This window comes from Paenibacillus lacisoli (assembly GCF_030580655.1).
GTDB lineage: Bacteria > Bacillota > Bacilli > Paenibacillales > Paenibacillaceae > Paenibacillus > Paenibacillus lacisoli.
This window is the reverse complement of record NZ_JAUQTB010000003.1, coordinates 24,503-50,609: the sequence shown is the minus strand read 5'-3', so window position 1 is coordinate 50,609 and position 26,107 is coordinate 24,503. Positions and strand designations below refer to the sequence as shown.

General features: G+C 50.2%; 25 protein-coding genes and 1 tRNA gene. 1 reads left to right on the top strand and 25 read right to left on the bottom strand.

What is annotated here, in order from left to right:
• Positions 1-3 precede the first annotated feature (3 nt).
• The 23 genes from yycI to rpsF form a co-directional block, all read right to left on the bottom strand.
• The gene (yycI, locus tag Q5741_RS07180) at positions 4-765 is read right to left on the bottom strand and encodes a two-component system regulatory protein YycI (protein ID WP_305023402.1); all 762 of its coding nucleotides are present in this window, start codon (positions 763-765) and stop codon (positions 4-6) included.
• Positions 766-805: 40 nt separating this feature from the next.
• The gene (locus Q5741_RS07175; protein ID WP_305023401.1) at positions 806-2,095 is read right to left on the bottom strand and encodes a YycH family regulatory protein; all 1,290 of its coding nucleotides are present in this window, start codon (positions 2,093-2,095) and stop codon (positions 806-808) included.
• Positions 2,092-3,927, bottom strand: a complete 1,836-nt coding sequence (walK, locus tag Q5741_RS07170) for a cell wall metabolism sensor histidine kinase WalK (protein ID WP_305023400.1) — start codon at positions 3,925-3,927, stop codon at positions 2,092-2,094. The genes Q5741_RS07175 and walK overlap by 4 nt, the downstream gene beginning before the upstream one ends.
• 2 nt (positions 3,928-3,929) lie before the next feature.
• On the bottom strand, positions 3,930-4,649 hold the full coding sequence (yycF, locus tag Q5741_RS07165; RefSeq protein ID WP_305023399.1) for a response regulator YycF: 720 nt from the start codon (positions 4,647-4,649) through the stop codon (positions 3,930-3,932).
• Positions 4,650-4,888: 239 nt separating this feature from the next.
• On the bottom strand, positions 4,889-6,361 hold the full coding sequence (locus Q5741_RS07160; RefSeq protein ID WP_305023398.1) for a M23 family metallopeptidase: 1,473 nt from the start codon (positions 6,359-6,361) through the stop codon (positions 4,889-4,891).
• A 134-nt stretch (positions 6,362-6,495) separates the two neighbouring features.
• The gene (locus tag Q5741_RS07155; RefSeq protein ID WP_305023397.1) at positions 6,496-7,107 is read right to left on the bottom strand and encodes a hypothetical protein; all 612 of its coding nucleotides are present in this window, start codon (positions 7,105-7,107) and stop codon (positions 6,496-6,498) included.
• 161 nt (positions 7,108-7,268) lie between these two features.
• Complete coding sequence (locus Q5741_RS07150) at positions 7,269-8,558, bottom strand: adenylosuccinate synthase (RefSeq protein ID WP_305023396.1); 1,290 nt, start codon at positions 8,556-8,558, stop codon at positions 7,269-7,271.
• A gap of 399 nt (positions 8,559-8,957) precedes the next feature.
• Positions 8,958-10,313, bottom strand: coding sequence for a replicative DNA helicase (gene dnaB, locus Q5741_RS07145; RefSeq protein ID WP_305023395.1), 1,356 nt, complete (start codon positions 10,311-10,313; stop codon positions 8,958-8,960).
• Position 10,314: 1 nt separating this feature from the next.
• Complete coding sequence (gene rplI, locus Q5741_RS07140) at positions 10,315-10,758, bottom strand: 50S ribosomal protein L9 (RefSeq protein ID WP_305023394.1); 444 nt, start codon at positions 10,756-10,758, stop codon at positions 10,315-10,317.
• On the bottom strand, positions 10,755-12,755 hold the full coding sequence (locus tag Q5741_RS07135) for a DHH family phosphoesterase (RefSeq protein WP_305023393.1): 2,001 nt from the start codon (positions 12,753-12,755) through the stop codon (positions 10,755-10,757). The genes rplI and Q5741_RS07135 overlap by 4 nt, the downstream gene beginning before the upstream one ends.
• Before the next feature lie 11 nt (positions 12,756-12,766).
• Entirely contained in the window at positions 12,767-13,696 is a 930-nt protein-coding gene (locus tag Q5741_RS07130) for a DUF2232 domain-containing protein (RefSeq protein WP_305023392.1), read from the bottom strand.
• Positions 13,693-13,995 (bottom strand): MazG-like family protein, encoded by a 303-nt coding sequence (locus Q5741_RS07125; RefSeq protein ID WP_305023807.1) that lies wholly within the window; start codon positions 13,993-13,995, stop codon positions 13,693-13,695. Before Q5741_RS07125 ends, Q5741_RS07130 begins: the two co-directional genes overlap by 4 nt.
• 206 nt (positions 13,996-14,201) lie before the next feature.
• Positions 14,202-14,624 carry a CBS domain-containing protein gene (locus Q5741_RS07120; protein ID WP_305023391.1) on the bottom strand — a complete coding sequence of 141 codons (423 nt, stop codon included), beginning with the start codon at positions 14,622-14,624 and terminating at the stop codon, positions 14,202-14,204.
• A gap of 129 nt (positions 14,625-14,753) precedes the next feature.
• Positions 14,754-15,803 carry an LCP family protein gene (locus tag Q5741_RS07115; protein ID WP_305023390.1) on the bottom strand — a complete coding sequence of 350 codons (1,050 nt, stop codon included), beginning with the start codon at positions 15,801-15,803 and terminating at the stop codon, positions 14,754-14,756.
• A 332-nt stretch (positions 15,804-16,135) separates the two neighbouring features.
• Positions 16,136-17,089: a D-alanyl-D-alanine carboxypeptidase family protein gene (locus Q5741_RS07110; protein ID WP_305023389.1), complete on the bottom strand. Its 954-nt coding sequence runs from the start codon at positions 17,087-17,089 to the stop codon at positions 16,136-16,138.
• Between the two features lie 166 nt (positions 17,090-17,255).
• Positions 17,256-18,308 (bottom strand): ABC transporter ATP-binding protein, encoded by a 1,053-nt coding sequence (locus Q5741_RS07105; RefSeq protein WP_305023388.1) that lies wholly within the window; start codon positions 18,306-18,308, stop codon positions 17,256-17,258.
• Positions 18,305-19,324, bottom strand: a complete 1,020-nt coding sequence (locus Q5741_RS07100; RefSeq protein WP_305023387.1) for an ABC transporter ATP-binding protein — start codon at positions 19,322-19,324, stop codon at positions 18,305-18,307. The genes Q5741_RS07105 and Q5741_RS07100 overlap by 4 nt, the downstream gene beginning before the upstream one ends.
• The gene (locus Q5741_RS07095; protein ID WP_305023386.1) at positions 19,300-20,313 is read right to left on the bottom strand and encodes an ABC transporter permease; all 1,014 of its coding nucleotides are present in this window, start codon (positions 20,311-20,313) and stop codon (positions 19,300-19,302) included. The genes Q5741_RS07100 and Q5741_RS07095 overlap by 25 nt, the downstream gene beginning before the upstream one ends.
• Positions 20,310-21,281, bottom strand: a complete 972-nt coding sequence (locus Q5741_RS07090) for an ABC transporter permease (protein ID WP_305023385.1) — start codon at positions 21,279-21,281, stop codon at positions 20,310-20,312. The genes Q5741_RS07095 and Q5741_RS07090 overlap by 4 nt, the downstream gene beginning before the upstream one ends.
• 121 nt (positions 21,282-21,402) lie before the next feature.
• Positions 21,403-23,127, bottom strand: coding sequence for an ABC transporter substrate-binding protein (locus tag Q5741_RS07085; protein WP_305023384.1), 1,725 nt, complete (start codon positions 23,125-23,127; stop codon positions 21,403-21,405).
• Positions 23,128-23,787: 660 nt separating this feature from the next.
• The gene (gene rpsR / locus Q5741_RS07080; protein ID WP_305023383.1) at positions 23,788-24,060 is read right to left on the bottom strand and encodes a 30S ribosomal protein S18; all 273 of its coding nucleotides are present in this window, start codon (positions 24,058-24,060) and stop codon (positions 23,788-23,790) included.
• Between the two features lie 21 nt (positions 24,061-24,081).
• Entirely contained in the window at positions 24,082-24,570 is a 489-nt protein-coding gene (ssb, locus tag Q5741_RS07075; RefSeq protein ID WP_305023382.1) for a single-stranded DNA-binding protein, read from the bottom strand.
• A 48-nt stretch (positions 24,571-24,618) separates the two neighbouring features.
• Positions 24,619-24,906, bottom strand: coding sequence for a 30S ribosomal protein S6 (gene rpsF, locus Q5741_RS07070; RefSeq protein ID WP_305023381.1), 288 nt, complete (start codon positions 24,904-24,906; stop codon positions 24,619-24,621).
• A gap of 244 nt (positions 24,907-25,150) precedes the next feature.
• On the opposite strand from rpsF, the gene Q5741_RS07065 reads away from it, so the two are divergent.
• On the top strand, positions 25,151-25,345 hold the full coding sequence (locus Q5741_RS07065) for a YjzC family protein (protein WP_305023380.1): 195 nt from the start codon (positions 25,151-25,153) through the stop codon (positions 25,343-25,345).
• Positions 25,346-25,733: 388 nt separating this feature from the next.
• On the opposite strand, the gene Q5741_RS07060 is transcribed toward Q5741_RS07065, so the two are convergent.
• Both Q5741_RS07060 and Q5741_RS07055 read right to left on the bottom strand, forming a co-directional pair.
• Positions 25,734-25,824, bottom strand: a tRNA-Ser gene (locus Q5741_RS07060).
• A 66-nt stretch (positions 25,825-25,890) separates the two neighbouring features.
• Positions 25,891-26,103, bottom strand: coding sequence for a DUF951 domain-containing protein (locus Q5741_RS07055; protein ID WP_305023379.1), 213 nt, complete (start codon positions 26,101-26,103; stop codon positions 25,891-25,893).
• Positions 26,104-26,107: the final 4 nt, after the last annotated feature.

Sequence of the window (26,107 nt, the reverse complement as noted above, 5' to 3'; positions counted from 1 at the left end):
GGTCTACTCCTTCGGTTGTTCTTTGGCAGGGCTGACAACATCTCCGTTGCTGCCCAATACATAATAGACTTGTCCGCTTTCCAGCACGAACCGCCATGCCGGGGCCGCCACCTGGGTATCCGAGTTAAATTCCTGCCCGTAATACCCCAGCTGAATATCTTTGACGACAGAGTCCTCCGGCAGTACATTATCGATTAATCGCCCCAGAGCCTTGGCAGCAGGCAGTACCTTCTCTTCTTCCTTGGAAGGCTGCAGCTCTACCTCAGGCTCCTGATAGGCGGTAATTTTCTGATTACTGTAGTACAGCTTCAAATTTACATTAAACAGCGGCCATTTCTTCTCCACCAGCGGATGCAGGTAGAAGGCATTCTCCTGCACACTCACCGCAGATAGATCATCCCCGCTCAGCGGGTCATACTGATAGCTGTTAATATCAGAAATATAACCGCGCAATGCCTGAGTCAGCTCCTCCTTCGCGAAGACCAGCCGGCTGTCCACCGGCTTCTCCAGCTCCGTCCGCGGACTGCGGGCATTCTGCTCGTACTTATACGACAGCTTGGGCAGCGAGAGTGATCCATTCGGAATCGGTGCCAGCACCTGGATCTGCTTCTCGTCCATCACCCGCTGTGTGTTCTCCGTCAAGGAGGTGAAATCCAGGCTGGAGCCAGCCGTTTCCTTCACATCTGCCCACAGCTGATAGCCGAGCACCATGTTGAGCAGCAGAAAAGCATAGATCAATACAGTTTTGGCACGGCCCCAATCCATGAATTATCCCTCCTTTGATGGCTCCCGCTTCTAACGGGCACTACTTTTCCTCCGGTCCAATCGTCACCACACCGCCATTCCCCAGCTGTACCCGCCAGACCGGCGTCAGCTGCAGGCCGTCATCCTTCAATTCAGCATGGTAGTACGGGGCAATGCCTGTGATCTCCTGCTTACCAGCGGCTATATGCAGCCGGTTCACCAGCTTGGCTCCACCCGGCAGTTCCACCGCACTCTTCGTCCCGCTGCCTTCTTTTTTATACAGAAGCGAACGTTCATACAAGGATACTGTCTCCTGCTGTACCTGCATCCGCATCGTGCCATAGCGGAACGTCGCTGTATCCAGAATAGGGTATGCGTTATAATACTGCTGGAATAACACATCGGTCATATGACCAATGCCATCCTGCAGCATCAGGCGGTAGGATCCGTCCCAGCCGCCATGCTGGTTAACAAAATCAACGGCTGCCAGCACATCCTCTGCCGGCGTGCTGTTGCCGGACGTTGGCACAGCCGGATCCGCATAGCTCATCCAGCGCTGCTCCTGCCGAATCTGCAGACTGTGTTTGCTGTCGGTATAGATTTCTGACCCGTCTTTCTCCTGAATGTTGCGTGTAATGCTTGGATCGAAGAACAGGCTGCGCTGCATCTGCTCTGTGGAGAAGACGCCGATAGGAATAAGCGTCTGCACCATACTCATATTCTCCTTGGGCAGATACACCTTCCCATCTGCCGTCGTATACGGTGTCCAGTTCTGCCCGAAATCCACATGCTGCTGTACGTCCTGTGCCGTCAAGTCGGCTTTCGAAGCCTCATATACAACGTCACCGCGTGCACTGAAGAAGAGGGCATGTACCTTTTTCCCATTGTCATCAATATAGATCCAGATCCGGTTAATGCTCTCCCCCTCGAATACCGGGTCAGACGACAGCTTCATGACCCGCTGCAGCAGCGGGACAGGAATCCCCCCGGGGAAGGACAGCTCAAAACCCGCATTCTTCATGCGGATCACGTTCCAATCTGCCGACTGGACGGTACGGCGCTGGAAGTTCTCAAAGCTGCGCCCTTCCAGCCGCGAATAGATCAGATTATAGAATGTCGTCCGGGGATAGAACACCGTGTGCCTGTCCTCGCCGAGGTGAACCACCATCTGGTCCGGGAAGATGAACTGCTCTACAGCCTGCTCCTGACCCATATTCTCCGTCTTCACGTAGTTGGTCTCTGACGTAATTACCGAGTCGCTTCCGGGCAGTTGATAGATCAGGTAATAGCTCTGAACCAGACTGAAGACGATCAGCAATGCCAGCGCCAGCGATTTCAGCTTCTCCTTCACGATCCATCGCCTCCTTCACTCCGGAGCGGAAGGGTAAAGGTCACTCTTGTTCCCTGGCCCAGCTCGGATTGCAGTTCAATATGCCCGCCATGTGCCTTGATAATTTCCTGGGCAATCGAGAGCCCCAGGCCGGTACCGCCCATGTTACGGGAACGGGCCTTATCGACCCGGTAGAATCGTTCGAAGATGCGATCGAGGTCCTTCTTCGGAATTCCGATCCCGTCGTCCTGAACGGATATGGACAACGTGTGCTCATCCTGCAAACGTGCTTCAATATCAATCTTTCCGCCTTCGGGTGTATATTTCAGCGCGTTGGATACGAGGTTGTCCAGCACCTGATCAATCTGGTCGCGGTCAATCGATATATGACTGATGCCATGCTCTACGAACACTTTGCGCCTGATCTTCTTCTGCTTCATCTGGAACGAGAAGCGGTCGGCCACTTCCTCCAACATCTCCATAACGTCACTGCTTCGGATACGCAGCCGGGCTTCCTTGGAATCAAGCCGTGACAGATGCAGCAGATCTGTTACGAGGCGAATCATGCGCTCTGTCTCATTCTGAATGACATCCACGAAGCGGTGAGCCAGCTGCGGCTCCTCCAGCGCTCCATCATTCAGTGCTTCGGTATAGCTCTTGATCGTTGTCAGCGGTGTACGCAGCTCATGCGATACATTCGCCACGAATTCCCGCCGCGACGCTTCCAGCTCCTCCTGCTCCGTCACATCCTGCAGTACGGCGATACTCCCCGCGATGCCGAACTCACGGCGGTGAATCGGGGTGAAGGTGACCCGGATCACGACCGGTTCTTCACTGCCTCCCGGCGGGTCAATCTGCAGAATCGTAGAAGCCGCCGATCCGCTGACGAGCTCATCCATTTCGGCCGGATCCATACCAAGCAGTCCGGAGATATGGCGCCCGCTCATCTGGGCCTCATGGACTCCCAACATGGCACTTGCACGCCGGTTGCCGAGGATCACCCGTCCGCTCTCGTCGGTCGCAATGACGCCGTCACTCATATTGATAAGGATAGAAGCCAGCTTCTCCTTCTCCTCCTCATTCTGGGATAAGGCATCACGCAGACGGCTTGTCATATAGTTGAAGGCTTTGCTCAACTGGCCGATCTCGTCACTGCCGAGCACCGGCATATTCTGATTGAAGTTTCCTTCCGCTACTGCCGTTGCTCTCCGTGTCAGCTCCTTGATAGGCTGGGTAATGGTATGCGCCAGTATGACACCCAGAATCGCAGTCAGCGCAAGCGCAATAAAGATACCCGATATAAAAATATTATTAATACGCTTCATTGTGTCGTACAGCTCTGCCATGGAAGCCGCAATGTAGACGGCGCCGACCACCTTACCCCCGCTGACCACCGGCTTGGCCACGACCTTTTTGCGAATATTATCCTCATCAATCATGTATTCCTCGTTGTCCCGGATCCCCTGCAGTGCCCGGCTGACAACGGTTTGTGTATTCTTCCGTCCGACATAATCGGCATGGGAGCTCAGAGAGGTCAGCAGCACCTTGCCGCTGGCATCCATCACCTGAATTTCCGCTCCGTTAATATTGAACAGATTGCTCACACGCTCCCGCAGGGAAGCCACACTATCCTCTTCGGACTGGCCTTCCCCGCTGCCGCCCAGATCACGTTCCGCCAGAACGGACAGCAGCTCCGCACGGGCCTGGAGATCCTGCGTGAAGTTATCGGTCAGGGAATTCTTCATCGCACTGACAAAATAAACTCCGATCAGCTGCATCGCCACCAGAATGAGCAGCACATAAATAATAATCAGCTTCGCCTGGATCGTGCGAAAAAAAGAAGACCACTTCATCCTCAAGCCCCGCTTTTGGCGCTGTGAATCAGGTAACCCAGACCCCGCCTTGTCATAATCGTCTCCGGTTTGCTCGGGTTCTCTTCAATCTTCTCCCGCAGGCGCCGGATCGTCACATCGACGGTTCGCACATCGCCATAATATTCGAAGCCCCAAACAGCCTGCAGCAGGTGTTCACGTGTCATGACCCTGCCTGCATTTTTGGCCATATAATAGAGCAGTTCATATTCACGGTGAGTCAGGTCAAGTGCTTCACCATTCTTATAAACCTGATACATATCGGTATCAAAAAACAGCTCACCGGCCCGCAGGCCCGGACGCTCCTCCTGTGCCTGGATCGGTGTCATCACCGGGCCGCGCTGACGGCGCATCTGGGCCTTCACCCGTGCCAGCAGCTCCCGTGTACTGAACGGCTTTGTTACATAATCGTCCGCTCCCAGCTCAAGCCCCAGCACCTTATCAATCTCGCCGTCCTTGGCCGTCAGCATGATGATAGGTGTCTGTATCCCCTGCGCACGCACTTCACGGCACACATCCATCCCGTCCTTGCCCGGCAGCATCAGATCCAGCAGAATTAGATCCGGCTGCTCCGCAGATACCAGCTCGACAGCCGTATTGCCGTCAAAAGCACAGATGACGCGATATCCTTCCTTCTCCAGGTTAAACTTCAATATATCCGCGATGGGCTGCTCGTCATCCACCACTAGAATTGTCCCCTGCATGTCGTTCTCACCTCATCGCCTTAACGTCTCTTTAATCTATTCTATAGTGATAACTCCATTTTACCATACGGATAGCCAGCCCACATCTGCCGCACCTCCTGTTTGCATCTATTGGAACAGATATCCAGTAAGCTGTAATGCCTAGTTAGCGGCCGCCAAAAAAAGCATGACCGCCCTGAGGCGGCCACGCTTTTATCATACTTCGTCGTCTGCTGCCTCCACCGGATGGCAGGAAGCCTTTAGCGCAGATAAGTCAGCGGGTTCTGAGTCTGATTGTTTTTATGAATCTCAAAATGCAAATGTGTACCGGTGGAACGCCCCGTTGAACCCATAACGCCAATCTGCTGTCCCTTTTGCACTACCTGACCGGTATGTACACCGATACTCTTCAGATGACCGTACAGCGTCTCATATCCGTTATGGTGATTAATAATGATGACATTGCCGTAGCCGCTCTGCTGTCCGGCAAAAGTAACTGTTCCTTCATCTGCCGCCTTGACGCTGCTGCTGCCTACCATATCAACACCCTTGTGCATTTTGCCCCAGCGCTCGCCATAGCTGCTGCTCATCACTGCGCCGGACACCGGCCAGGCAAAATCTCCTGAACCTTCTCCGCTGATCTTCGTGCCCTTCAGCACAACTTCAGGCAGCGAAGGTTTGAGCACGCTCTGCCCGAGCCACTCTTCCTGTACAACCTGATCGTTCTCCTTCGTGATCCGGTAGTTCATCTGCTTCAGTCCATTCTGGCCCGGACGTACCACCTTCATCTTACCTGCCTTCAGCTGGTCGCTCTTGCGCACGACGACCTGAGGCGCGATGGTCAGCTGCTCGGATGCCTTCTGTACAGTCTTGACGGTAATTGGAGGTTTCGGTACGGTCAGCTTGAGCTGATCGCCAATCTGCAAATATTTTTCCTTCACGGACGGATTATTCTTCTGGATTTCGGACTGCGGAATGCCATACTGCTTGGAGATGGAGGAAAACGTGTCACCCTCCTGCACAGTATAGACAATCGGAGCCTCCTGGCCTGTGGTCAGAGCCTTAACCGCTTCATCGGCAGTCATCACCTTGTTAGGGTCTGCTTTGATGGCCTCATAGTTAATCGGCTCTTTGATGTCCACAGATTGCATCGTTGTTACCGGATTTTTGGAGGTGGCTGCAGTGGGTACGGCTGCCACAGGCTGTACAGGCAGCTGCCTGGCCTTCTCCTTCGGCGCAAACCGATCCTTCACCTGGTTCAGTACCGCTTCTGCTGTCACTTGATCTTTTACAACCGCAACGACCTTGCCGTCAACCTTGACTTCAATTCCCTTGGCGTAGGCGGTAAGCATATTGCCCAGCTTGTCTAACGTAGCTTCACTATCCACTTCAGCTTTATAGGCACGGCCCTGCTCGGTCGAGATGCCATTCGTATTCAGCACCATCGTCACTTCAGGATATTTATCATCATATTGTTGGCGTTTCTCTTCAAAGAGCTCCTTCAGCTCATCTTCGGACTGAATCGTGCCGACGGCTTGATTCTTCATATAAACGGTATAATACGATACCATGTTGGCGTTCACATATTGGCGTCCGCCAGAGACCAGGCCTCCAATAAGGACTGCTGATCCTGCCGTTATGGCAGCCCATCGCTGCCAGGCTGATCTCCGGTTCTGCTCTCCGGTCTGTTGTGACGCCTGCTGATGCCGGCGTTTGTATCCTGCAAACTTCATGATTCTCTCCTTTTCAGCCCATGTACTCATGCCCAAAAGGTGTCAATTTTTTAACCTTTTCAAACACTTGTTAACTGTAACACAGGCTGAATTGGAAATTCAAATCCATATCCCACGAAACCGCTTGGTAATTTTTATTCCTTGAGCATCTGCATCAGCTTGGCATATTCCTCTTTGCTCAAATACCGGGCCAGCACCTGCTGGATATCCTGCAGTTCCTTTTCGGTCAGACCGCCTTCCATCGCTGCAGATATCTTCTGCATCTCTTCCTGCGGCAGCTTGGCCATAAGCAGTGCCAGAATCTGCTGCTTGTCTGTCCCGGGCAGATTATCCTTACGCTCCGTCATCTCGCCCGGAGTCATAACCAGTGCTTCATGGGGATTGACCGTTGATCCGCTTGCTCCATTCTCGCTGCTATCCTCACTGCCTTCCTCAAGGGCCGTTCCCATAACAGGCGCTGCATCCTCCATCTTAGCGGACTTCTCCGTCTGCTGAGATGGAGGATTTGCCTTGCTCTCCTCTTTTCCTGCGCTCGGCAGACTCTCCTTGGCTGAGCTGGAGCTGCCAGTTGTTCGTCCTCCGGTGACCATACTCCATAAGGTCGGTTGATCCTTCAGCTGAATATTGAAGCTCGACAGCAAAGAATGCACATAGGTATTCACGATCCAAGCAGTTGCTGCCAAGGTCAATCCGCTAATCAGCAGAACGGTTGCCATTTTCTTCATGGTCCAGATGGCCCATTTCATCGTATCTCCTCCTACAGTTCATTTCTCATTTACTCCATTCATGATGGCCTATGAACCAGTATTGACGCGGATGGAGAACAACTTACCTCCGGAATCTTTTTTCTATATAAAACAGATACAAAAAACCCACCTCCATGGAGATGGGTTCTTCTCTATTCAACTTATGCTTCGTAAATCGGCAGTACCTGATTCGTCTGCTCCCGGTTGCGTCCTACCGAGAAGATAGCAATCGGGATCCCTGTCAGCTCAGAGACACGGTTCACATAATTGCGCGTATTCTCAGGCAGCTCATCCAGCGTCTTCACGCCCGTGATATCCTCACTCCAGCCTGGCATTTCTTCGTAGACGGCTTCACATTCAGCCAGCATTTTCAGGCTTGCCGGGTAGTGGGTAATAACCTCACCGCGGAATTTGTAGCCGGTGCAGATTTTTACCGTTTCCAGACCTGTCAGAACGTCCAGCGAGTTCAGGGACAGGCCGGTAATGCCGCTGACACGACGAGCGTGACGCACGACAACACTGTCGAACCAGCCGACACGGCGTGCACGGCCGGTTACCGTGCCATACTCATGACCGGCTTCACGGATGTAGTCACCTGTCTCATTGTTCAGTTCCGTCGGGAACGGACCGTCGCCGACACGAGTCGTATAAGCCTTCGCTACACCGATGACTTCCTTGATCTTCGATGGACCTACGCCGGAACCGATGCATACACCGCCTGCTGACGGGTTGGACGAAGTTACGAACGGATAGGTGCCCTGGTCAATGTCGAGCATTACGCCCTGTGCACCTTCGAACAGGACTTTATCGTTACGGTCAATCGCATCATTCAGGACGACCGATGTGTCCGTCACATATTTGCGGATGAATTCAGCATAACCCAGATACTGCTGCAGAATTTCCTCCACATCCAGCGGCTCCGCGCCATACACCTGCTCAATGATCTGGTTCTTCTCTTTCACCAGATGACGGAGACGAAGCTCGAACTCTTCAGCATCCATCAGATCGGAGATACGGATACCGTTGCGTGCGGCTTTGTCCATATAAGCCGGGCCGATCCCTTTGCGGGTTGTGCCGATTTTGTTCGGTCCCTTGCGGTCTTCCTCCAAAGCATCCAGCACCATATGATAGGGCATAATGACATGAGCGCGGTCACTGATGAAAAGATTGTTCGTCGTGAAACCATTATCATGAATGTAATTGATTTCTTCAATAAGTGCGGCCGGATTAATAACCATCCCGTTGCCGATCACGCATGCTTTATCTTCGTAAAACACTCCGGATGGGATCAAGCTCAGCTTGTACTTCTTGTCATCAATGAGAATCGTATGCCCGGCGTTATTGCCACCTTGGTAACGGGCCACCACATCGGCGCTCTCCGCAAGAAAATCCGTGATTTTACCTTTGCCTTCGTCTCCCCATTGCGTTCCGACAACGACTACTGTTGACATGTACATTCCCCCGTGGGTGTCTAACCCCTGAAATTTTTTGTTAAAAGTCAGCACAAATCAGCCTAAAATAACCTTCTGCCATGATGCAGTCCGGTTATCGCAGGTTGGCTATCCTTATATGCGTTTGCTGTTAGGTTGGTCAAAAGCTGACATGACATGTACGTCACTGGACCCATTCACTGCATGAAAGCAGCATTAACAGTGTAACAGTCCCTTCAGCCAAAGTCAAATGAAATACGAACATTGGGTGTTGGTAATACCTGATCGTTCGGATATGTAAAAATACAAATTATAAAACCCACGGACAAGACCACAAAGATCAGCATATGCCTTTTCAATGTGATTTATCCATGGGCTATCCAGCGCCCGGGCACTCACCTGGAGCCTGCGTACGGCTGATCAGCCGGCAAAAGCATCCGAATGGGCCCGTTCGTAATTAGCAAATTTATTAAAGCTTTTGAGGAAAACGAGTTCGACTGTACCTACCGGACCGTTACGCTGCTTGGCGATAATGATCTCGATAATGTTCTTCTTCTCGGTCTCCTGGTTATAGTAGTCATCGCGATACAAGAACGCGACGATGTCGGCATCCTGCTCGATGGAACCGGATTCCCGCAGGTCACTCATCATTGGCCGCTTGTCCTGGCGCTGTTCCACGCCCCGGCTCAGCTGCGACAATGCAATGACGGGCACTTCCAGTTCCCTTGCAATCTGCTTGAGTGTCCGGGAAATCTCGGATACTTCCTGCTGGCGGTTATCACCCTTGCCGCGCCCGTGAATGAGCTGCAGGTAGTCAATCACGATCATGCCTAGCCCTCTTTCTTTCTTCAGCCGGCGGCATTTGGCACGGATATCCGCTACCGTCACGCCCGGCGTATCATCAATGTAGATCTCGGCTTCCGCCAGGGCTGCAATGCCCATCGTCAGCTTGGACCAATCGTCATCGCCCTTGAAATCGCCCGTACGCATGACATTCGCGTCCAGGTTGGCCTCAGCACAGATCATCCGCTGTACCAGCTGTGCAGCAGACATCTCGAGACTGAATATAGCTACGGTCTCTTTGGCGCGAATGGCTACATTCTGAGCGACATTCAGCGCAAAGGCTGTCTTCCCTACCGACGGACGGGCCGCCAGTATAATCAGGTCATTCCGCTGGAATCCGGCTGTCATTTTATCCAGATCCACGAATCCGGAAGGAATGCCTGTGGTGTTGCCCCGGTTCTGATGCAGAACCTCCATCCGGTCGAATACTTCCATCAGCACATCACGGATCGCAATAAATCCGCTGCCGGAACGCCGGTTGGATATTTCCAGAATGCGCCGTTCAGCTTCACTCAACATGCCGGATACGTCCTCGCCGCCGGTGTAGCCTTCGCTTACAATCTGGGTTGCTGTGCGGATCAACCGCCGCAGCATCGCCTTTTCTTCAATAATTTGAGCGTAGTAATCAATGTTCGCCGCTGTGGGTACACCATGTGCCAGCTTTGCCAAATAACTGACGCCGCCAATCTCCTCCAGCTGCCCTTTATCCTGCAGCCGGGAAGTCAGCGTAATGAGGTCGATCGGCTGGTTGCCTTCACCCAGCTCGATCATGGCCTCATAGATCAGTTGGTGCGGCTTGTCATAGAAATCGTCGGGTTGCACCCGTTCCATCGCTGTAATCAGCGCCTCGGCCTGCAGCAGGACCGCGCCTAGGACTGCCTGTTCAGCTTCCAGGTTCTGCGGTGGAATCCGGTCGAAAAATTCGCCGCCCATTTTACTCCTCCGTCACCTGCACCTTCAACGTCGACTTCACTTCAGGATGAAGCTTCACCGTCACTTGAGTGACGCCCAAGGTACGGATAGGCTCGTCCAGCTCGATTTTACGCTTGTCGATCTTCACACCGGCTGCTGCCAGCGCTTCTGCGATCTGCTTGCTGGTAATAGCGCCGAACAGGCGGCCGCCTTCACCGGCTTTGGCCTTGAGCTGCACCGTCATTTCCTCCAGCTTTTTACCGAGAGCCTGCGCTTCTTCCTTCTCCTGCTGCTTGCGCTTCTCTTCAGCTGCATTTTGATTCTCCAGAATCTTTACATTACCGTCTGTAGCCAGGCGCGCCATCCCGCGCGGCAGCAAGAAGTTATTTGCGTAACCTTCAGAAACTTCCTTCACTTGCCCTTTTTTGCCTTGACCTTTAACATCTTTTAGAAAAATGACTTTCATTCGAATAACCCCTCTTCCCCTTCAATTTCGGCCAGCACTTCAGCCAGTCTTCGTTCGGCTTCCTCCAGCGGGCAGTCCAGCTGTACCGCCGCATTGGTCAAATGGCCTCCGCCTCCCAGACGTTCCATTACAACCTGTACATTCATATGTCCAAGCGACCGGGCACTGATACCGATCAGTCCGTCCGGACGCTCACTGATGACGAAGGAAGCCCGTACATCCGTCATATTCAGCAGCGTATCTGCCACCTGGGCAATCAGCAGCTGCGAAATCTTCTGCCCCGGCTCCGTGACAGCCACAGCAATATGTCCATATACCATTTTAGCATGCTTGATAATTTCCGCCTTAGCAATATATTCATTCAGATCTTCTTTCAGGAGGCGCTGGATCATCACGGTATCCGCTCCGCTCCGTCGCAGGAAGCCGGCAGCCTCAAATGTCCGGGAACCTGTATGGTTTGCAAAATGCTTGGTATCCACGGTAATTCCAGACAGCAGCGCCGTGGCCTCCAGCGGCGTTAGAGCCGCTTTGTCATGAATATATTGCAGCAGCTCGGTGACAAGCTCACATGCTGAAGAGGCGTAAGGTTCCAGATAGATCAATACCGCATCATTGATGAATTCCTCGCCCCGGCGGTGGTGATCCACCACGACCACCCGGCCGGCCTGTTGAACCAGCTTCGGCTCTACCGTCATGGAAGCCTTGTGGGTATCTACGACCACGAGCAGACTGTGCTCCGACATCATTTGCAGCGACTGCTCGGGTGTAATGAACGCCTGGGACAGCCGTTCTTCCCTACGCACCTGCTCCATCAAACGTTCAATCGATGGGTTGGATCCATTTAATACGATATGTGCCTCTACATTGTACAACGATGCAGCCTTCCATACCCCGATGGCTGCACCAATAGCATCCATGTCCGGATTGGTATGGCCCATAATAATGACACGGTCGCTCTCCTGCATCAGATCGCGCAGTGCATGGGCAATGACTCTCGCTCTGACGCGGGTCCGTTTCTCCATCGCGTTCGATTTGCCGCCGTAAAAGGACAGACGCTGGCCCGCCTTCACCGCAGCCTGGTCACCGCCGCGTCCGAGCGCCATATCCAGACTGGACTGGGCCAGTTCGCCCAGCTCACTGATACTGTCTGCGCCATAAGCCAAACCAATGCTCAGTGTGAGTGGAACCTTTAGATCGGCCGTCATCTCGCGAACTTCGTCAAGAATGACAAACCGGCTCTGCTCCAGCTCCTTCATCGCTTTATGATTAAGCATCATCAGGTAGCGTTCCGAGGACAATCTTCGCAGGTACACACTGTAGTTCTTGGCCCAGGAGGTAATCTCACTGCTGACCCGGGCAATAAGCGCGGTTCGCTGCTGATCATCCATGCCCTGGGAGGCCTCATCCAGGTTATCGAGCATGACAATACCCAGCGCCAGCTGTTCATCCTCGTACTGCTGCTGCAGTACGACAAGGTCTGTCACCTCGTACATATAGATGAGGCGCTCGTCCGGAATCACAATCAGCCGGTAGTAACCCTGGTCAAGCTTCAGCTCCACCGTAGTCTGGCGGTTGGCCTGCTCGTTTTTTTCACTTTTATCCTTCTTTGCCTGTATGGCAGACTGAAGCTGCGGGAACAGCTCATTCAACGAATCGCCCACCACAGACCGATCGTCAAAAATACTCGTTAAATACCGATTATGCCACTCGACCATCTTGTCTTCACTGTACAGGATAATGCCGAAAGGCAGCATATTAATGGCTTCGCCTTCCACTCTTTTAATACGAAAGGACAACCCACTGATGTACTCCTCAAGCTCCCGCCGGAAGCGGACTTCACTCTTAACCATCGATAAGCCAAGCGCAGCAGCCAGCACCAGACAGATCAAACCCAGCTCCCAGTTGTACAGGAAGACAATGAGCACCATAATCAGCAGCAGCGCAAACGCCCATACGGTATGATAGCCGTGCCAGCGTTTCAGCAGAAATTTAGGCATGACTCTTCACCCTATCTCTTTGATCTCGTAATGGCTTCACGCAGTGGGAATGCCAGGTCGATAATCCCCACAATACGCAATGGATTCTGGAAAATGATGACGACCGCAACCAGCAAAACCGTTAAAGCAGGGTGCCATTTGCGTTCATGTACCAGGAAGAAGCAGAAGCCGATCGCCTGAATCAGGAAACACAGCTGTACCAGATGCATCAGATTAAGCCCGATCACGCCCAGAGTGGAACTGCTGTTGTTGTGTGTAATCAGTTCAAGGATCCATGCCAGCAGGTAGTACCCGATCAGCGAACGCGGCAGGCGCCACAGCCGGGCTGGCGGCAGCTTAGGTGCAGCATGACCCAGGCTCTCCAGATTCGGACGAACAATAATGTGTGTGATAAAAGACATGATCAGCGAAGTCAGAATCAACGTGAACGGGATCAGCTGTACAATGTCATTAGCTACCAGCTCGGTATCTGCATCACTCCAGTTGATTCCGCTTGTCAGGGCACCCGTACGTTCAGCTTCCTGGAGCGGCGTGACGACCAGGCTGACCAAATCACGAATTTCCTGGGACAGATCAAATTGAAAAAACAGGGATCCGATGATCAGCAGCAGCAGGAATTCCGCGAGCAGCGTAATCATTCCCGCCATAATGGTACGGAAGGCCGAGGCCTTTCGTTTGTAGAAATGACCCATCACGATGGAAGGAATTATAAAACTAATCATTCTTATTAAATTTAATGGATCAAGGATCAGCGCAATTAATGCCACCGGTACAATATGCCATATGAACTGCCGCAGCGGCAGAGCTGCATACAATACCGCCCCAGGCACAATGAGCAGAAATAAAGTTATAACGGACAAGGGTGTCCCCAATGACAGCAGAAGGATTAAAAATATAATGCTCCATACCGCTGTAGACCAGCGAAATTTCAATATGTTCACCTCTTACGCATATGTTCTTCTAGCGCGGATATATCCTGGTACCAGTCTTCAAGCTGGTGTCCCTCCTGCCGGTGTTTCCTCAGCTTATCGAGCAGCTGCTCATCCAGATCACGGTAAGGAATACCTAACCTGCGGCCCAGAATATAGCTGCTCATAATAAGGCTGGCCAGACTGTCGCCGATTCTTGATGTACTTCCTTCCCATAAGGCTTTGAACAACCGGGATACCTGATCGAGCACTTCCGTTTTGAGCCATTCAATCACTTTTGCGCGCTTCGCTACATCGAGTTCTTTAGGCATAATCGGATGAGTCACACTCCCTGAAAAAGCTTTATTCTCCATTATAGCACAGAGGCCGACTTTAACGAAGTGACCCTCCGGATTGCAACAATTTTCAACAGGACCAAATAAAAAGCGTACCACACTATAGTTTACAGGGCGGCACGCCTTCATCCGATCTTCCATATACAACAGAACCTAAATAACCGGAATCCTCCTGTCCTGAATCAAGACTGCAGGGATTCCCGGGACACAAACTGCTCACAGTATTCTATGATCTGACTGCGGCGTACCAGACCGATAAAATGCTCCATATCATCGACAACCGGTACAAAGTTCTGCACTTTAGCCAGGTTGATCAGATCTTCCATATTCGATTCAATCAGTACCGGTTTAATATCCAGGCGCAGCGGCACATCCTTCAGGTAAAATTTTGAAGCGTTTTCAAATGTAATCTTTCCATTAGAATTTTTCATATGCCACAACAGATCCCCTTCGGTGACTGTGCCGACATATTTTCCTTTAGCGTCCAGAACCGGTATGGCGGTAAAACGGTGATATTCCATACGCTCCAGCGTCTGACGGAGTGTGGAATCAGAAGTTACAAAGGCCACTTCCAGTTTAGGCAGCAAAAAAAATGCAATATTCATCAAACGATCCTCCCTGCCTTTAGGTACTCATTCATGTTTCACAAGGAACAAAATCAGCAGCCGGTTTGGGCCGCCTGCTGATGTATATGCTTCATGCGGCTGTTTCATCAGCCCACGGCCTGAACAACTTTATTGAATCTTCTGGCGGTCCGGAATTTTCAGCTCGGCAACCTGCGTGTCCGGGTCCATCCAGTTCTCGATCAGCTCTTTGGCATAGTTGAGATCCTTTTCATTAGCTTTATCATAATACAGGCCATCCTTCTTGCTGCGATAGCCCTCGCCCATCACAGTAAAACTGGAAATCTGCGGACTTGTCTGCATCATAACCTGTTTGGCCAGATCCAGAATGAAGCTTGGCTGCATATCCGTTTTGAAGTTTTGGCCCATAATATCGAGAAGATCTGGAATCTTCGTAATCCCATTCAGCGACAAAACTTCATCAGCCACCGCATTCATAAAAATCTGCTGCCTTTTAGTGCGGTTAAAGTCACTGTCCTCGCGGTAGCGAACATAATACAAAGCATCCTGGCCGTCATAGATCGGCTTGCCGCCTTTGATCGTAAACTGAATATGAATCGGATTATCCGCTACAATATCCTTCTCGATCGGCAGCTTCACACCGCCAAGAGCATCCACTGCATCCTTGATGGCCTCGAAGTTAATTGTTGCATAATTATTCACTTTACCGCCAAGAAACTTCTCAACGGTATCAATGGACATATCCACCCCGCCAAAGGCGTAAGCATGCGCCAGCTTGTCATGATCATCTACACCGTCTTTATCCTGATCTCTGCCTACAATCTGAACATAAGTATCACGGGGAACGGATACCAGCAGCACACGGGACTCCTTGGGACGAACAACCGCATAGATAACCGTGTCCGAACGTCCGCGTGTTTTGTCTTCCGGTCTCTCATCTGTACCTAACAGCAGCACTGAGAAAGGTTTATCCTGATAGACAATCGGCTCGGCCTGAGCCTTCTGCTCTCCCCCTCGAGGCTGATAGGAATCCTGCAGTTTGTTCTCAAGCGATTTGGAGAGGAACATGTCAAAAGCCGCGACCGCAAGCTGTTTGCGAAAGATATATCCTCCGGCTGCCAGCAGTACCAGAACGGCAAGTGTGATATAAAGGCCTTTTTTGGATCTCTTCTTCTTTCGTTTGCTGCTTCTTTTTTCCATAGTTAGTTGTCCTTCTCCACGATCATAATATGCCATAGTATATGCCAGGACCACACCTTTAAAGAAGAGAAGGCCCTTAATGTATTAAACCCTTGCTTTTATCCTGACGCGCTTGCGCCTAAGTACGAATTCACGCAAGATACAATCTAGCTTTTTCATAAAAACTTCATTCTTATTGTAATATATTATGAGGTTAAAGGGAAATGACAAATTCGAATAGATTTCCGTAAAAATACATCTCTGGACATCAAAACAGGCTGACCCCGAACACCTCATCCACTGAAATGTTGAACCCAGCCTGTGCTGCTATATATATGCCGAAGCCGGTTGATTTATGCTCCGCTGGTCTTTGTTTCCGGTTCAATATCAAACCACTTCATGAACCGTTCCTTCAGACTTGGTGTATGGGCAAAACCGTAATCAAACAGCTTGCGTGTCTCATTGAAACGTTCATCTCTCGTGCTCGCACCCATAACAACCGCCACCAGACGGGTACCATCCCGTTCGGCTGTTCCGGTAAAGCAGTATCCCGATTCAAAGCTGTAGCCTGTCTTAAGACCGTCCGTACCGGCATAAGAGTAAGGTCCTCCGAGCGTAGGAAGCATCAGATTACCATTGCTTAAGTATAAGCCTCTGCTGCTGAGTTCCAGCTGCGGCTGACTGGACATCTTCAATACTTCCGGGTAGTTGGAGATTAGATAAGAAGCCAGCCGGGCTGTATCTGCTGCAGACAGGCGGGTTACTCCCTGGATTTCGGCAGGACGGTAGGGTCCCAGTTCCCCCGGGCTCAGGCCTGAAGCGTTGGCAAAGTAACTTCCGTCCACCAGCTTCAGCTCTGCTGCTTTTTCATTCATCCTGCGCACAAATTTGGCTTCTGTCCCGGCTGAGTGCTCAGCCAGTGCCACGGCTGCATCATTAGCTGAATAGACCGCCACACTTTCGAACAAGTCCCTCACGCTCAGCACGTCGCCCTCATGCAGGGACAGATTCATACCGCCCACGGAGCTGGCATATCTGCTTATCGTTACCGGATCCCCCCACGTCGTACGCGATTCACGGACATCTTCCAGAATCAGCAGCTCCGTCATCAGCTTGGCCATACTAGAGGTTGGCATTAGGGACTGTCCGTTTATATTGACCATTACCTTGCCTGTATTCATATCCAGCAGCACAGCTGAAGAGGCATGCAGATTCGGCTTACTTGCCCATACCTGCGGTTTATAAATGCTGAATATCAGTATAATCAGAACTGCACCGGCAGCAGCTTTTATCCATTTTTTCGTCATCGTCCATACCCCCATATTATATAGACGCAGGAAGTGACCATTTTGTCTGCAATTTTTTAAAATTTTGTCATCTTTTTTTTACCAGCTCCATTTTGAAGCAGATACATACCCAAGAAAATGCAAAAAGCCTGTACCCCTCATTCGGGATACAGGCTTCTTCTATACGTTAGACGGTCTCGATTTTGGCATGGTTATGCGCATCTTCCAGATGAACCTCATCCTGCAGTCCAATTGGGAAATGGCAGGCCACCTGACGGCCTGGCAGCACTTCCTCAAGCAGCGGCTCCTGAGATCTGCATTTATCCTGAGCCATTGGACAGCGGGTATGGAACCTGCAGCCTGACGGCGGGTTGGCCGGGGAAGGTACATCCCCTTGCAGTACGATCCGTTTGCGCTTCGTGCCCGGATTCGGTTTAGGAATAGAAGATAGCAGAGCAGCTGTATAAGGATGCAGTGGTTTTGCATAAAGCTCCTCAGTTTCAGCCACCTCGACCAGCTTGCCTAAATACATAACCCCTACACGGTCCGAGATATGCCGTACGACATTCAGACCATGTGCGATGAAGAGGAAGGTCAGGCCCATTTCCTTCTGCAGCTTCATCAACAGATTGATTACCTGGGATTGAACGGATACGTCCAGTGCAGATACCGCCTCATCAGCTACGATAAATTGAGGGTTCAGAGCTATTGCCCGGGCAATACCAATCCGTTGACGCTGACCGCCGGAGAATTCATGCGGATAGCGATTCCGGCGGCTGGCATCAAGGCCTACAAGCTCCATAAGCTCAACAACCCGCTTATCGATGTCTTTGGCGCTCATATTACGATGAACCTTGAGAGGTTCTCCGATAATATCTTTGACCAGAAAGCGAGGATTCAGAGAACCGAACGGATCCTGGAAAATGATCTGCATTTCCTCACGCATTTTGCGAAGCTCGTTATTGCTCATTTTGTGAATATCTTTGCCCTCGAACTTGACCTCACCCTCTGTTGCGCCCTGAAGGCGCAGGATGACACGGCCCAAGGTGGACTTGCCGCAGCCGGACTCGCCAACAAGACCTAGCGTTTCCCCTTTTCGAATCGTCAGAGAGACGTCATCAACCGCTTTTACATGTCCTACAACCTTATTTAAAAGACCTTTTTTGATCGGAAAATACTTCTTCAGGTGCTCAACCTCAATCAGATTCTCTGGATCTTGATTTGCCTTCACCGTGCTCATACGTTCTTCACCCCGTTCTCTCCAGTGTGAGCTTCACGAATGTTCTTCTCATGCAGCCAGCAGACGGCATGATGATCGCTGCCCACGCTGAAGTTAGGCGGCTCCTGCTGACGGCAGATATCCATGGCGTGCGGACAGCGCGGATTAAAGCGGCATCCGCCAGGCAGCTGGCCCAGACCCGGAATGCTTCCCTTGATCGTATACAGCTCCTCACCGCGTGAGCCTTCAAACCCGGGGATGGACTGCAGCAGGCCTACGGTATAAGGATGGCTCGGATTGGCAAAAATCTCCTCTACCGTTCCTTCCTCCACAATCGCACCTGCGTACATAACGGCGACACGATCGGCCATCTCGGCTGCAACGCCCATATCATGTGTGATCAAAAGGATCGACATGCCGATATCCTCCTGCAGCTCGCGCAGCAGATCAAGAATCTGTGCCTGAACCGTTACGTCCAAAGCCGTCGTTGGCTCGTCCGCAATCAGCAGCTCCGGATTACAGGCCAGCGCAATGGCAATAACGACACGCTGACACATACCGCCGGACAGCTCATGGGGATACTGCTTGGCCCGGATTTCCGGTGCCGGGATACCGACCTTGCGCAGCAGTTCTACTGCTGCATTCCATGCTTCTTCATTGCTTTTGTTCTGATGCAGGCGCAGACTCTCCGCAATCTGTTCACCCACCGAGAACACCGGATTCAGGGCAGACATCGGGTCCTGGAAGATCATCGCGATCTGATTCCCGCGAATGCTGCGCATCTGCTCCTGACTTTTCTTCGTCAGGTCTTCACCTTTAAAGTTAACGTTCCCTTCAAGCAGCAGGCCGCCGGCATAATCGATCAGCCGCATAATCGCCAGGGAGGTTACGCTTTTACCACTGCCGGACTCGCCGACGAGACATAGGGTCTGCCCCTTGTTCAAAGTAATCGAAATCCGGTCTGTCGCTTTCACAATCCCTTTTTCCGATATAAAGCCGGTTGTCAGATCTCTTACTTCGAGTAATTTTTCCGCCATTTGTCCAACCTCCTCGGAGTAATCATCTTTTTCTGTCTAGGATCCAGTGCATCACGAATGCCGTCACCGATAAAGTTAACAGCCAGTACGACGATCAGGATACAAAGACCAGGATATACAGCTTGCATTGGATCCGTAAGCATGAACTCCTGCGAGTTGCTCAGCATCAAGCCCCAGCTTGTAGCTGGTGCCTGAACGCCCAGGCCAAGGTAGGACAGCGCAGACTCACTCAGAATCGCACCACCGACCATCAGTGTTGCGTTAACAATGATAGGGAAGCTGGCATTACGGAGCAAATGTCTGAAAATAATGCCCCAACTCGACACACCAATCGCTTTAGCAGCTTCGACATACTGCATCTCCCGCAGCTGCAGGAATGTTCCGCGGACGAGACGGGCCACACCCATCCAGCTCGTAAAGGCCAAAATCATAATCATATAACTGATCTTGGAGCCGAAGATGGCCAGGATCAGGATGTTCAGGAACAGCAGAGGCACAGAATTGATAACGTCAACCAGACGCATGAAGATGGTATCGATCCAGCCCCCGAAATAACCGGAGATCGCTCCTACAAGAGAACCGATAACGACAGAAACAAAGGCTACAGCAAAACCTACTCCAAGGGAGATCTGGCTGCTGTAGAGCAGGCGGGACAAAATGTCACGTCCAAGCTCATCGGTACCCAGCAGGTGCCCTTCTGAGCCTACAGCCAAATTGGCAAACATCAAGTCAATTTTGGCAGGGTCATAAGGTGCTATCATCCGTGCGAATAAAGCCAAGAATACAAAAATGAGCAGTACAACTAGACCAACCATGGCGAACGGATTATGCGAGAATTTCTTCCACACCACCGCCCATGGTCCCGGCGGCTTTTTGCCTGGCTCCAATGGAGCAGCCTGTCCGGTTGGCTGTGGGGAAATCTGCGGGTGATCCGGCAGACGTTCCGCAGAGTTATCCGGCGTGTTCTTTTGTAGATTGATATTACTCATGCAGATCTCCCCCCTTTTCCGCCCAGTTGGACACGAGGATCGACAACTGCGTACAGAATATCAGCAATCAGGTTGCCAATAACAACCACGACTGCAGTAATAATTGTAATCGCCATCAGCACGGAATATTCCCGCGCATTAGCCATCTCAACGAACAGACGGCCCATACCCGGCCAGTTAAATACCGTCTCCGTCAAGGTAGCACCGCCGACCAGGATCGGCAGATCCAAGCCCAGAATGGTAATGATCGGAATTAGGGCGTTACGCAGCGCATGACGGAATACCACTTTACGTTCCGGTACCCCTTTTGCACGTGCAGTCCGAATGTAATCCTGCTCTAGTACCTCGAGCATGCTGGCACGTGAATATTTTACGTAAGAAGCCAGGAAACCCAGCGTCAATACACTGATTGGAAGGATCATATGCATGAACAGGTCGCCGATATTGCCTTCGTTCCCCATAGCGTACATATCCGAGAGCGGCAGCCAATCCAGCTTGAGGGAGAAGTACTCCTGCAGCAGAATACCAAACCAGAAGGTAGGCATGGCAAAACCGATATAAGAAATAAAGGATGATGTCTGGTCAGAAAAGCCATATTCACGTGTACTGTTGTAGATCCCCCAAGGAATCGCAATAATCATTGAGAAAATCCAGGCCACACTCATCAAGATCAGGGTATTGCCGACCGTCGGCCATAGCACCTGACCTACCGGAAGATGGTTCTTAAATGTGAAACCGAGGTCTCCTTTCAGCAGCCCCCCTACCCAGTTGAGATATTGGACAGGCAGCGGCTTGTCAAGACCCAGGTTATGTGCCTGCATATCCAGTGCTTCCTGGGAAAGACCCGGCGATAGCATCATTTTCGTTGGACCACCCGGTGCAGCATGAATCAGTCCGAAAGTCACCAGCGTGATCAAGAAAATAACCAGCAGGGACTGAAGTACCCGGCGGATAAGATATTCTGTCATTCCTGTTCCTCCTACATGTATTCAGGTGTTTTCATGAAATTCGTATCCAGTAACAAAAAAAGGAAGGGAGAAAAGTTTTCCCCTTCCCCTTCGTGTCCATTGACTGTTTATCCTTTTTAAGTTACTTCGTTGTCCACCAGTTGATAATGTGGAAGAAATATCCGTAAGCCAGGGATGGTTCAGGTTTGTCTGCATCCGTGAACTTCACTTTAGGACCTACACCTTGTGGTGTACCGTATTGATACAGGAATACATATGGCAGGTTTGTAGAGATTTGTTTTGCTACTTGGTTGTAAATTTCTTTACGTTTGTCTTGGTCAACGGTGGAATAACCTTCTACCCACAATTTATCAAGCGTCGGGTTGTTGTAGAAACCTTGGTTCTGGCCAGCTGGCGGGTAGTACTTCGAAGAGAAGATGCTTTCGCCGTCTGGATCAGGTGTATTCAGGGACCATGCCAGCAGAATCGCTTGATATTTACCTGGGTTCAGGTTCTGGTCAACCCATGCAGAGAAATCAATCGCTCTTGTTTTCACTTCGATACCGATGTCTTTCAGGTTGGACTGGATAATGGAAGATACTTGCTCACGACGGCTGTTGCCGGAGTTGTATTGCAGTTCGAACGAGAATTTGTGTCCGTCCTTCTCAACGATACCATCACCATCAGAGTCAGCCCATCCGTCTTCTTTCAGCAGTTCTTTTGCTTTTTCTACGTTAAAATCATAGCTTGTAGCGTTCTCGCCCGGGTCAGCCCAAGTTCCTGGCAGGAATGGAGCATTCAGTGGAGCGCCGGTGCCTTTCAGAACGTTGTTTACGATACCTTCACGGTTAATTGCGTAAGCAATCGCTTGTCTTGTTTTCTCACCTTCGAACAGCGAGTAGTTACCAGGGAAGTTTTCTTTCTTGAAGTTAAAACCAAGGTACTCGTATTGTGGACCTGGTTTTTGGCTCACGGTGATACCGTCTTTCTTCTTAACAGCCTCAACCTGTGTAACAGGGATCGCTTGAACAGAGTCTACGTCCCCTTTAAGGAGAGCTTGAACCTCTGTGTTCTGGTCTGCATAAATTTTGTAGACCACTTTTGCGATATGTGGCTTGGTAGCACCCCAGTAGCTGCTGTCAGCTTCAAAGGTCAGGTACTGCTTTTGTTTCCACTCTGTCCATTTCCAAGGACCGTTAGTTACGGTTTTGGCAGGATCTGTACCGTATGCATTCGCCTGCAGATCTTTAGGAGCAATGTCCTTCAGAACGTGAGCCGGAACAACGGACGAAGCCAGCGTGTATTGGAATGGCGCGTATACTTGACTAAGTGTGATTTTCACAGTGTGATCATCCACTTTTGCTACGTCTTTTACTTTGTCATAGCTGCTGATACCAGGCGCGCCTGTTTCAGGATTTTTGATTGTGTTAATGGTATAGACAACGTCATCTGCAGTGACAGGCTGACCGTCGCTCCATTTAGGAGTATCTTTCAACTTGATCGTGTAGGTTTTGCCGTCTTCCGAAATTTGTGGAAGCTCAGCTGCCAGAGACCATGGCTCAACAGCTACATTACCTTCACGGTCCAGATCGTACAGGTTTGCATACAAGAAGTAAGATGCATCACCGGAAGCCGTATCCGATACGAACAAAGGGTTTACCGTAACGATATCGGAAGAGCTGCTGAACGTGAACGTTCCGCCGTCAACCGGTTGATCAGTTGCAGTTGCTGTTTCTTTTGGTTCGGAGGTCGTTGATCCCCCTGCACTGCTGTTGTTGTTGGAATTAGAGCTGCTGCATCCTGCAAACAATGCTCCAACCAAAGTTAGTGCCACAAGCATGGTGCCCCACTTTTTCCCTTTTGCCATGAATGTTCCTCCCTAGTCTGTTGTAAAGTGACTTTCTCTGAGTGACTGGCGTCCTGACATGTTGACCTTGGTTCGCGATAATCAAGAGGAGTTATCAGTGAGCAATCCCTGACTGTTACAAAGCAAGTTGTTATTAGCAACTTTTTTGTTATGTCCATCCTGGTACAGCGTCATAGTGATAATCCGTTAAAGCATTACCGTTGTAATAAACCATTGGTCAATTTAAAAGTCTGCTTCCCCTTTTGTAAATGAATGACCGCCTTCTCTCTCACCTTGTACTGCTAAATTAATGTAAATCTTACATGTTAATATATCTTACGTCAATAGTTTTTTTAAATTAAAATGGTTGACGTAAAATCCTAAAAAATTCAATTATTTAGCGCATTTCAATAGCATCACCCAATGAAACGCACAAATAATACGTCATATAATATGACATTAAGTCGTTTTGTATCAAAGCCAAATATTCTTATTACATTTATTTGTCAAAATGACAACTGGAATGTTAAAAACATATTACAATGGCTACATAATTATGTAAATACAAATTTTCCAATTAGCTCTATAGTTATTTCCTATAAGTGGTTATAGCTATTTAGTTAGCTATGCCGAACAACAAAAAAAGGACAGCCCTAAGGCTGTCCTTTTCTTCTGCTCATCTTACTCAGTTGTGTAAGGAAGCAGTGCTACTTGACGGGAGCGTTTGATCGCTGTAGTCAGCATGCGTTGGTATTTCGCGCTTGTTCCAGTTACACGACGTGGCAAGATTTTACCGCGTTCGCTGATGAACTTTCTAAGCAAGTCAGTATCTTTATAGTCAATGTGAGTGATTTTGTTCACAGTGAAGAAACATACTTTACGACGTTTGTTACGTCCGCCGCGGCGAGCCGGTCTTTTGTTATCGTCTCCGCCTTCTCTTTGTTTGAAACCCATTCATTATCAGTCCTTTCCAAATTAAAATGGCAAATCGTCATCCGAAATATCGATCGGTTTTCCGTCATCGGAAAAAGGATCCTGATTGTTGTTATTCCGCTGGAAATTGTTATTTCCGCGTCCGCCGCCTCCGTAGGAAGGCTCCTCACGCGTACTGCTACCGCTGCCGCTGTTCCCTCCGTTATTATCACGGTTGGATTCCAGGAAACGAACATTATCAGCAATAACTTCAGTCACGTATACACGTTTACCTTCGTTATTCTCATAGTTCCGTACTTGGATACGGCCTTCAACAGCCGTCAGACGGCCCTTGCGCAGGTAGTTGGCACAGGTTTCCGCCAGCTGTCGCCAGGTCACAACCGGAATAAAATCCGCTTCGCGTTCCCCGCCCTGAGCTGTAAACGGACGATCTACTGCCAATGTAAATTGCGTTACAGCAACCCCTGAAGGTGTATATCGCAACTCCGGATCTTTAGTAAGCCGGCCGATCAGAATTACACGGTTCAACAATTGAATCCCCTCCTTTGAACGTAGTGGTTACAGCTTCACATCATGTGATTAAGCAACGTCATTCGTAATGAGATAACGAATTACTTCGTCGGAAATTTTCATGATACGCTCAAGCTCAGTAACAACTGCAGGCTCTGCAGTAAAGTTAACCAGAACATAGAAGCCATCACGGAATTTCTTGATCTCATATGCAAGACGGCGCTTACCCATCACGTCGTGATTTGTAATCTCACCACCGCCGTTGGAGATGATGCCTTGGAATTTTTCGACAGCAGCCTGAACAGCTTCCTGCTCGATGTCTGGACGAATAATGTACATCACTTCATACTTACGCATATTTACACCTCCTTATGGACTTAAGGCCCTCAATCTTGGTTGAGAGCAAGGAACGAGCCTAAAACTCGCACCAAATAAATATAACAAATTTCCTACATCAATGCAAGTTAATTTCAAGCTATATTTTAATGATTGTCATATTCTTCTTATTCCTGTCCTCCCTCGTACTGCCAGCATGTCCGAGGCTCATAAAGCGCAAGCTATTTGAGCATTCATTTTTCATCAGCAGAAGGAGGACAACAGTATGGGTGAAAAAACAGAATTCGAACCAGGCGATAAGGCACCAAATAATGGCGTATATATGGAGGTGGGCGAAGCCAGTTTCCATACGGAAATTCAAAATCCTCAGCAGGTGACCCTGAAAAGGGGCGATACGTTTCCGGAGACGACCAACGATGACCGCAAGTGGAAAAAGAAAACTAAGGCGCGTGTACACTAACCCTTTTTCCAGACCATTCTTCAGTTTAGTTCAATCACATGTATAAGAAACAGGATTCAAGGCCATAGTATTATCAGGCGGTGCAAGGAGAGAGGTGTGGTTCCGTTGGATGACGCAGCCGTTACATCAATCAGGATGATCAGCACCGGACATTAGAAGCGCAGGATGTGAAGAAGGCTTGTCCTTCCGAACTTGTATTGCTTGCAGTACACCGAGTTTCACAATGTGTTGGAGATGTGGTTCCTAAACATTGCACCGCCGACCAGAAGGAGGGCCGAGAGGCCCTTCTTTTTTATGCTGTAATCATGTTGGATATGTAAGAAATAAGCAACAAAAAAGCCTTCTGCATCTCTTCGGATACAAAAGGCTTGTTCATATATAAGATAAGTGGCGGAAAGAGTGGGATTCGAACCCACGCACGCCTTGCGACGCCTAACTGATTTCGAGTCAGCCCCCTTGGACCTCTTGGGTACCTTTCCGCAGCAAGACCTATTATACCATACAAGCAACCATAAGACAAGATGTCTTTTGCTGCTCATTAATAATCAGGGATTTTCGTCGTTGGTATTGGCATGGCGAAGCACTTTCTTCATGTTTTTCTCGAATTTGGCTCTTGGAATCAGCACACTATGCTGGCAGCCGACACACTTGATCCTAATATCCATGCCCATGCGAATAATCTCCATTTCATTACTGCCGCAAGGATGCGGCTTCTTCATCTGGACGATATCCCCCAGTTCAAAGGTTTTACGCTCCATTTTC

What these genes read in the sequence shown, in the direction of transcription:
- yycI (WP_305023402.1), bottom strand. Translation starts at nt 765, where the DNA reads ATGGATTGGGGCCGTGCCAAAACTGTATTGATCTATGCTTTTCTGCTG.
- walK (WP_305023400.1), bottom strand. Translation starts at nt 3,927, where the DNA reads ATGAAGTGGTCTTCTTTTTTTCGCACGATCCAGGCGAAGCTGATTATT.
- yycF (WP_305023399.1), bottom strand. Translation starts at nt 4,649, where the DNA reads ATGCAGGGGACAATTCTAGTGGTGGATGACGAGCAGCCCATCGCGGAT.
- Q5741_RS07160 (WP_305023398.1), bottom strand. Translation starts at nt 6,361, where the DNA reads ATGAAGTTTGCAGGATACAAACGCCGGCATCAGCAGGCGTCACAACAG.
- Q5741_RS07155 (WP_305023397.1), bottom strand. Translation starts at nt 7,107, where the DNA reads ATGAAATGGGCCATCTGGACCATGAAGAAAATGGCAACCGTTCTGCTG.
- Q5741_RS07150 (WP_305023396.1), bottom strand. Translation starts at nt 8,558, where the DNA reads ATGTCAACAGTAGTCGTTGTCGGAACGCAATGGGGAGACGAAGGCAAA.
- dnaB (WP_305023395.1), bottom strand. Translation starts at nt 10,313, where the DNA reads ATGGGCGGCGAATTTTTCGACCGGATTCCACCGCAGAACCTGGAAGCT.
- rplI (WP_305023394.1), bottom strand. Translation starts at nt 10,758, where the DNA reads ATGAAAGTCATTTTTCTAAAAGATGTTAAAGGTCAAGGCAAAAAAGGG.
- Q5741_RS07135 (WP_305023393.1), bottom strand. Translation starts at nt 12,755, where the DNA reads ATGCCTAAATTTCTGCTGAAACGCTGGCACGGCTATCATACCGTATGG.
- Q5741_RS07125 (WP_305023807.1), bottom strand. Translation starts at nt 13,995, where the DNA reads ATGCCTAAAGAACTCGATGTAGCGAAGCGCGCAAAAGTGATTGAATGG.
- Q5741_RS07120 (WP_305023391.1), bottom strand. Translation starts at nt 14,624, where the DNA reads ATGAATATTGCATTTTTTTTGCTGCCTAAACTGGAAGTGGCCTTTGTA.
- Q5741_RS07115 (WP_305023390.1), bottom strand. Translation starts at nt 15,803, where the DNA reads ATGGAAAAAAGAAGCAGCAAACGAAAGAAGAAGAGATCCAAAAAAGGC.
- Q5741_RS07110 (WP_305023389.1), bottom strand. Translation starts at nt 17,089, where the DNA reads ATGACGAAAAAATGGATAAAAGCTGCTGCCGGTGCAGTTCTGATTATA.
- Q5741_RS07105 (WP_305023388.1), bottom strand. Translation starts at nt 18,308, where the DNA reads ATGAGCACGGTGAAGGCAAATCAAGATCCAGAGAATCTGATTGAGGTT.
- Q5741_RS07100 (WP_305023387.1), bottom strand. Translation starts at nt 19,324, where the DNA reads ATGGCGGAAAAATTACTCGAAGTAAGAGATCTGACAACCGGCTTTATA.
- Q5741_RS07095 (WP_305023386.1), bottom strand. Translation starts at nt 20,313, where the DNA reads ATGAGTAATATCAATCTACAAAAGAACACGCCGGATAACTCTGCGGAA.
- Q5741_RS07090 (WP_305023385.1), bottom strand. Translation starts at nt 21,281, where the DNA reads ATGACAGAATATCTTATCCGCCGGGTACTTCAGTCCCTGCTGGTTATT.
- Q5741_RS07085 (WP_305023384.1), bottom strand. Translation starts at nt 23,127, where the DNA reads ATGGCAAAAGGGAAAAAGTGGGGCACCATGCTTGTGGCACTAACTTTG.
- rpsR (WP_305023383.1), bottom strand. Translation starts at nt 24,060, where the DNA reads ATGGGTTTCAAACAAAGAGAAGGCGGAGACGATAACAAAAGACCGGCT.
- rpsF (WP_305023381.1), bottom strand. Translation starts at nt 24,906, where the DNA reads ATGCGTAAGTATGAAGTGATGTACATTATTCGTCCAGACATCGAGCAG.
- Q5741_RS07065 (WP_305023380.1), top strand. Translation starts at nt 25,151, where the DNA reads ATGGGTGAAAAAACAGAATTCGAACCAGGCGATAAGGCACCAAATAAT.
- Q5741_RS07055 (WP_305023379.1), bottom strand. Translation starts at nt 26,103, where the DNA reads ATGGAGCGTAAAACCTTTGAACTGGGGGATATCGTCCAGATGAAGAAG.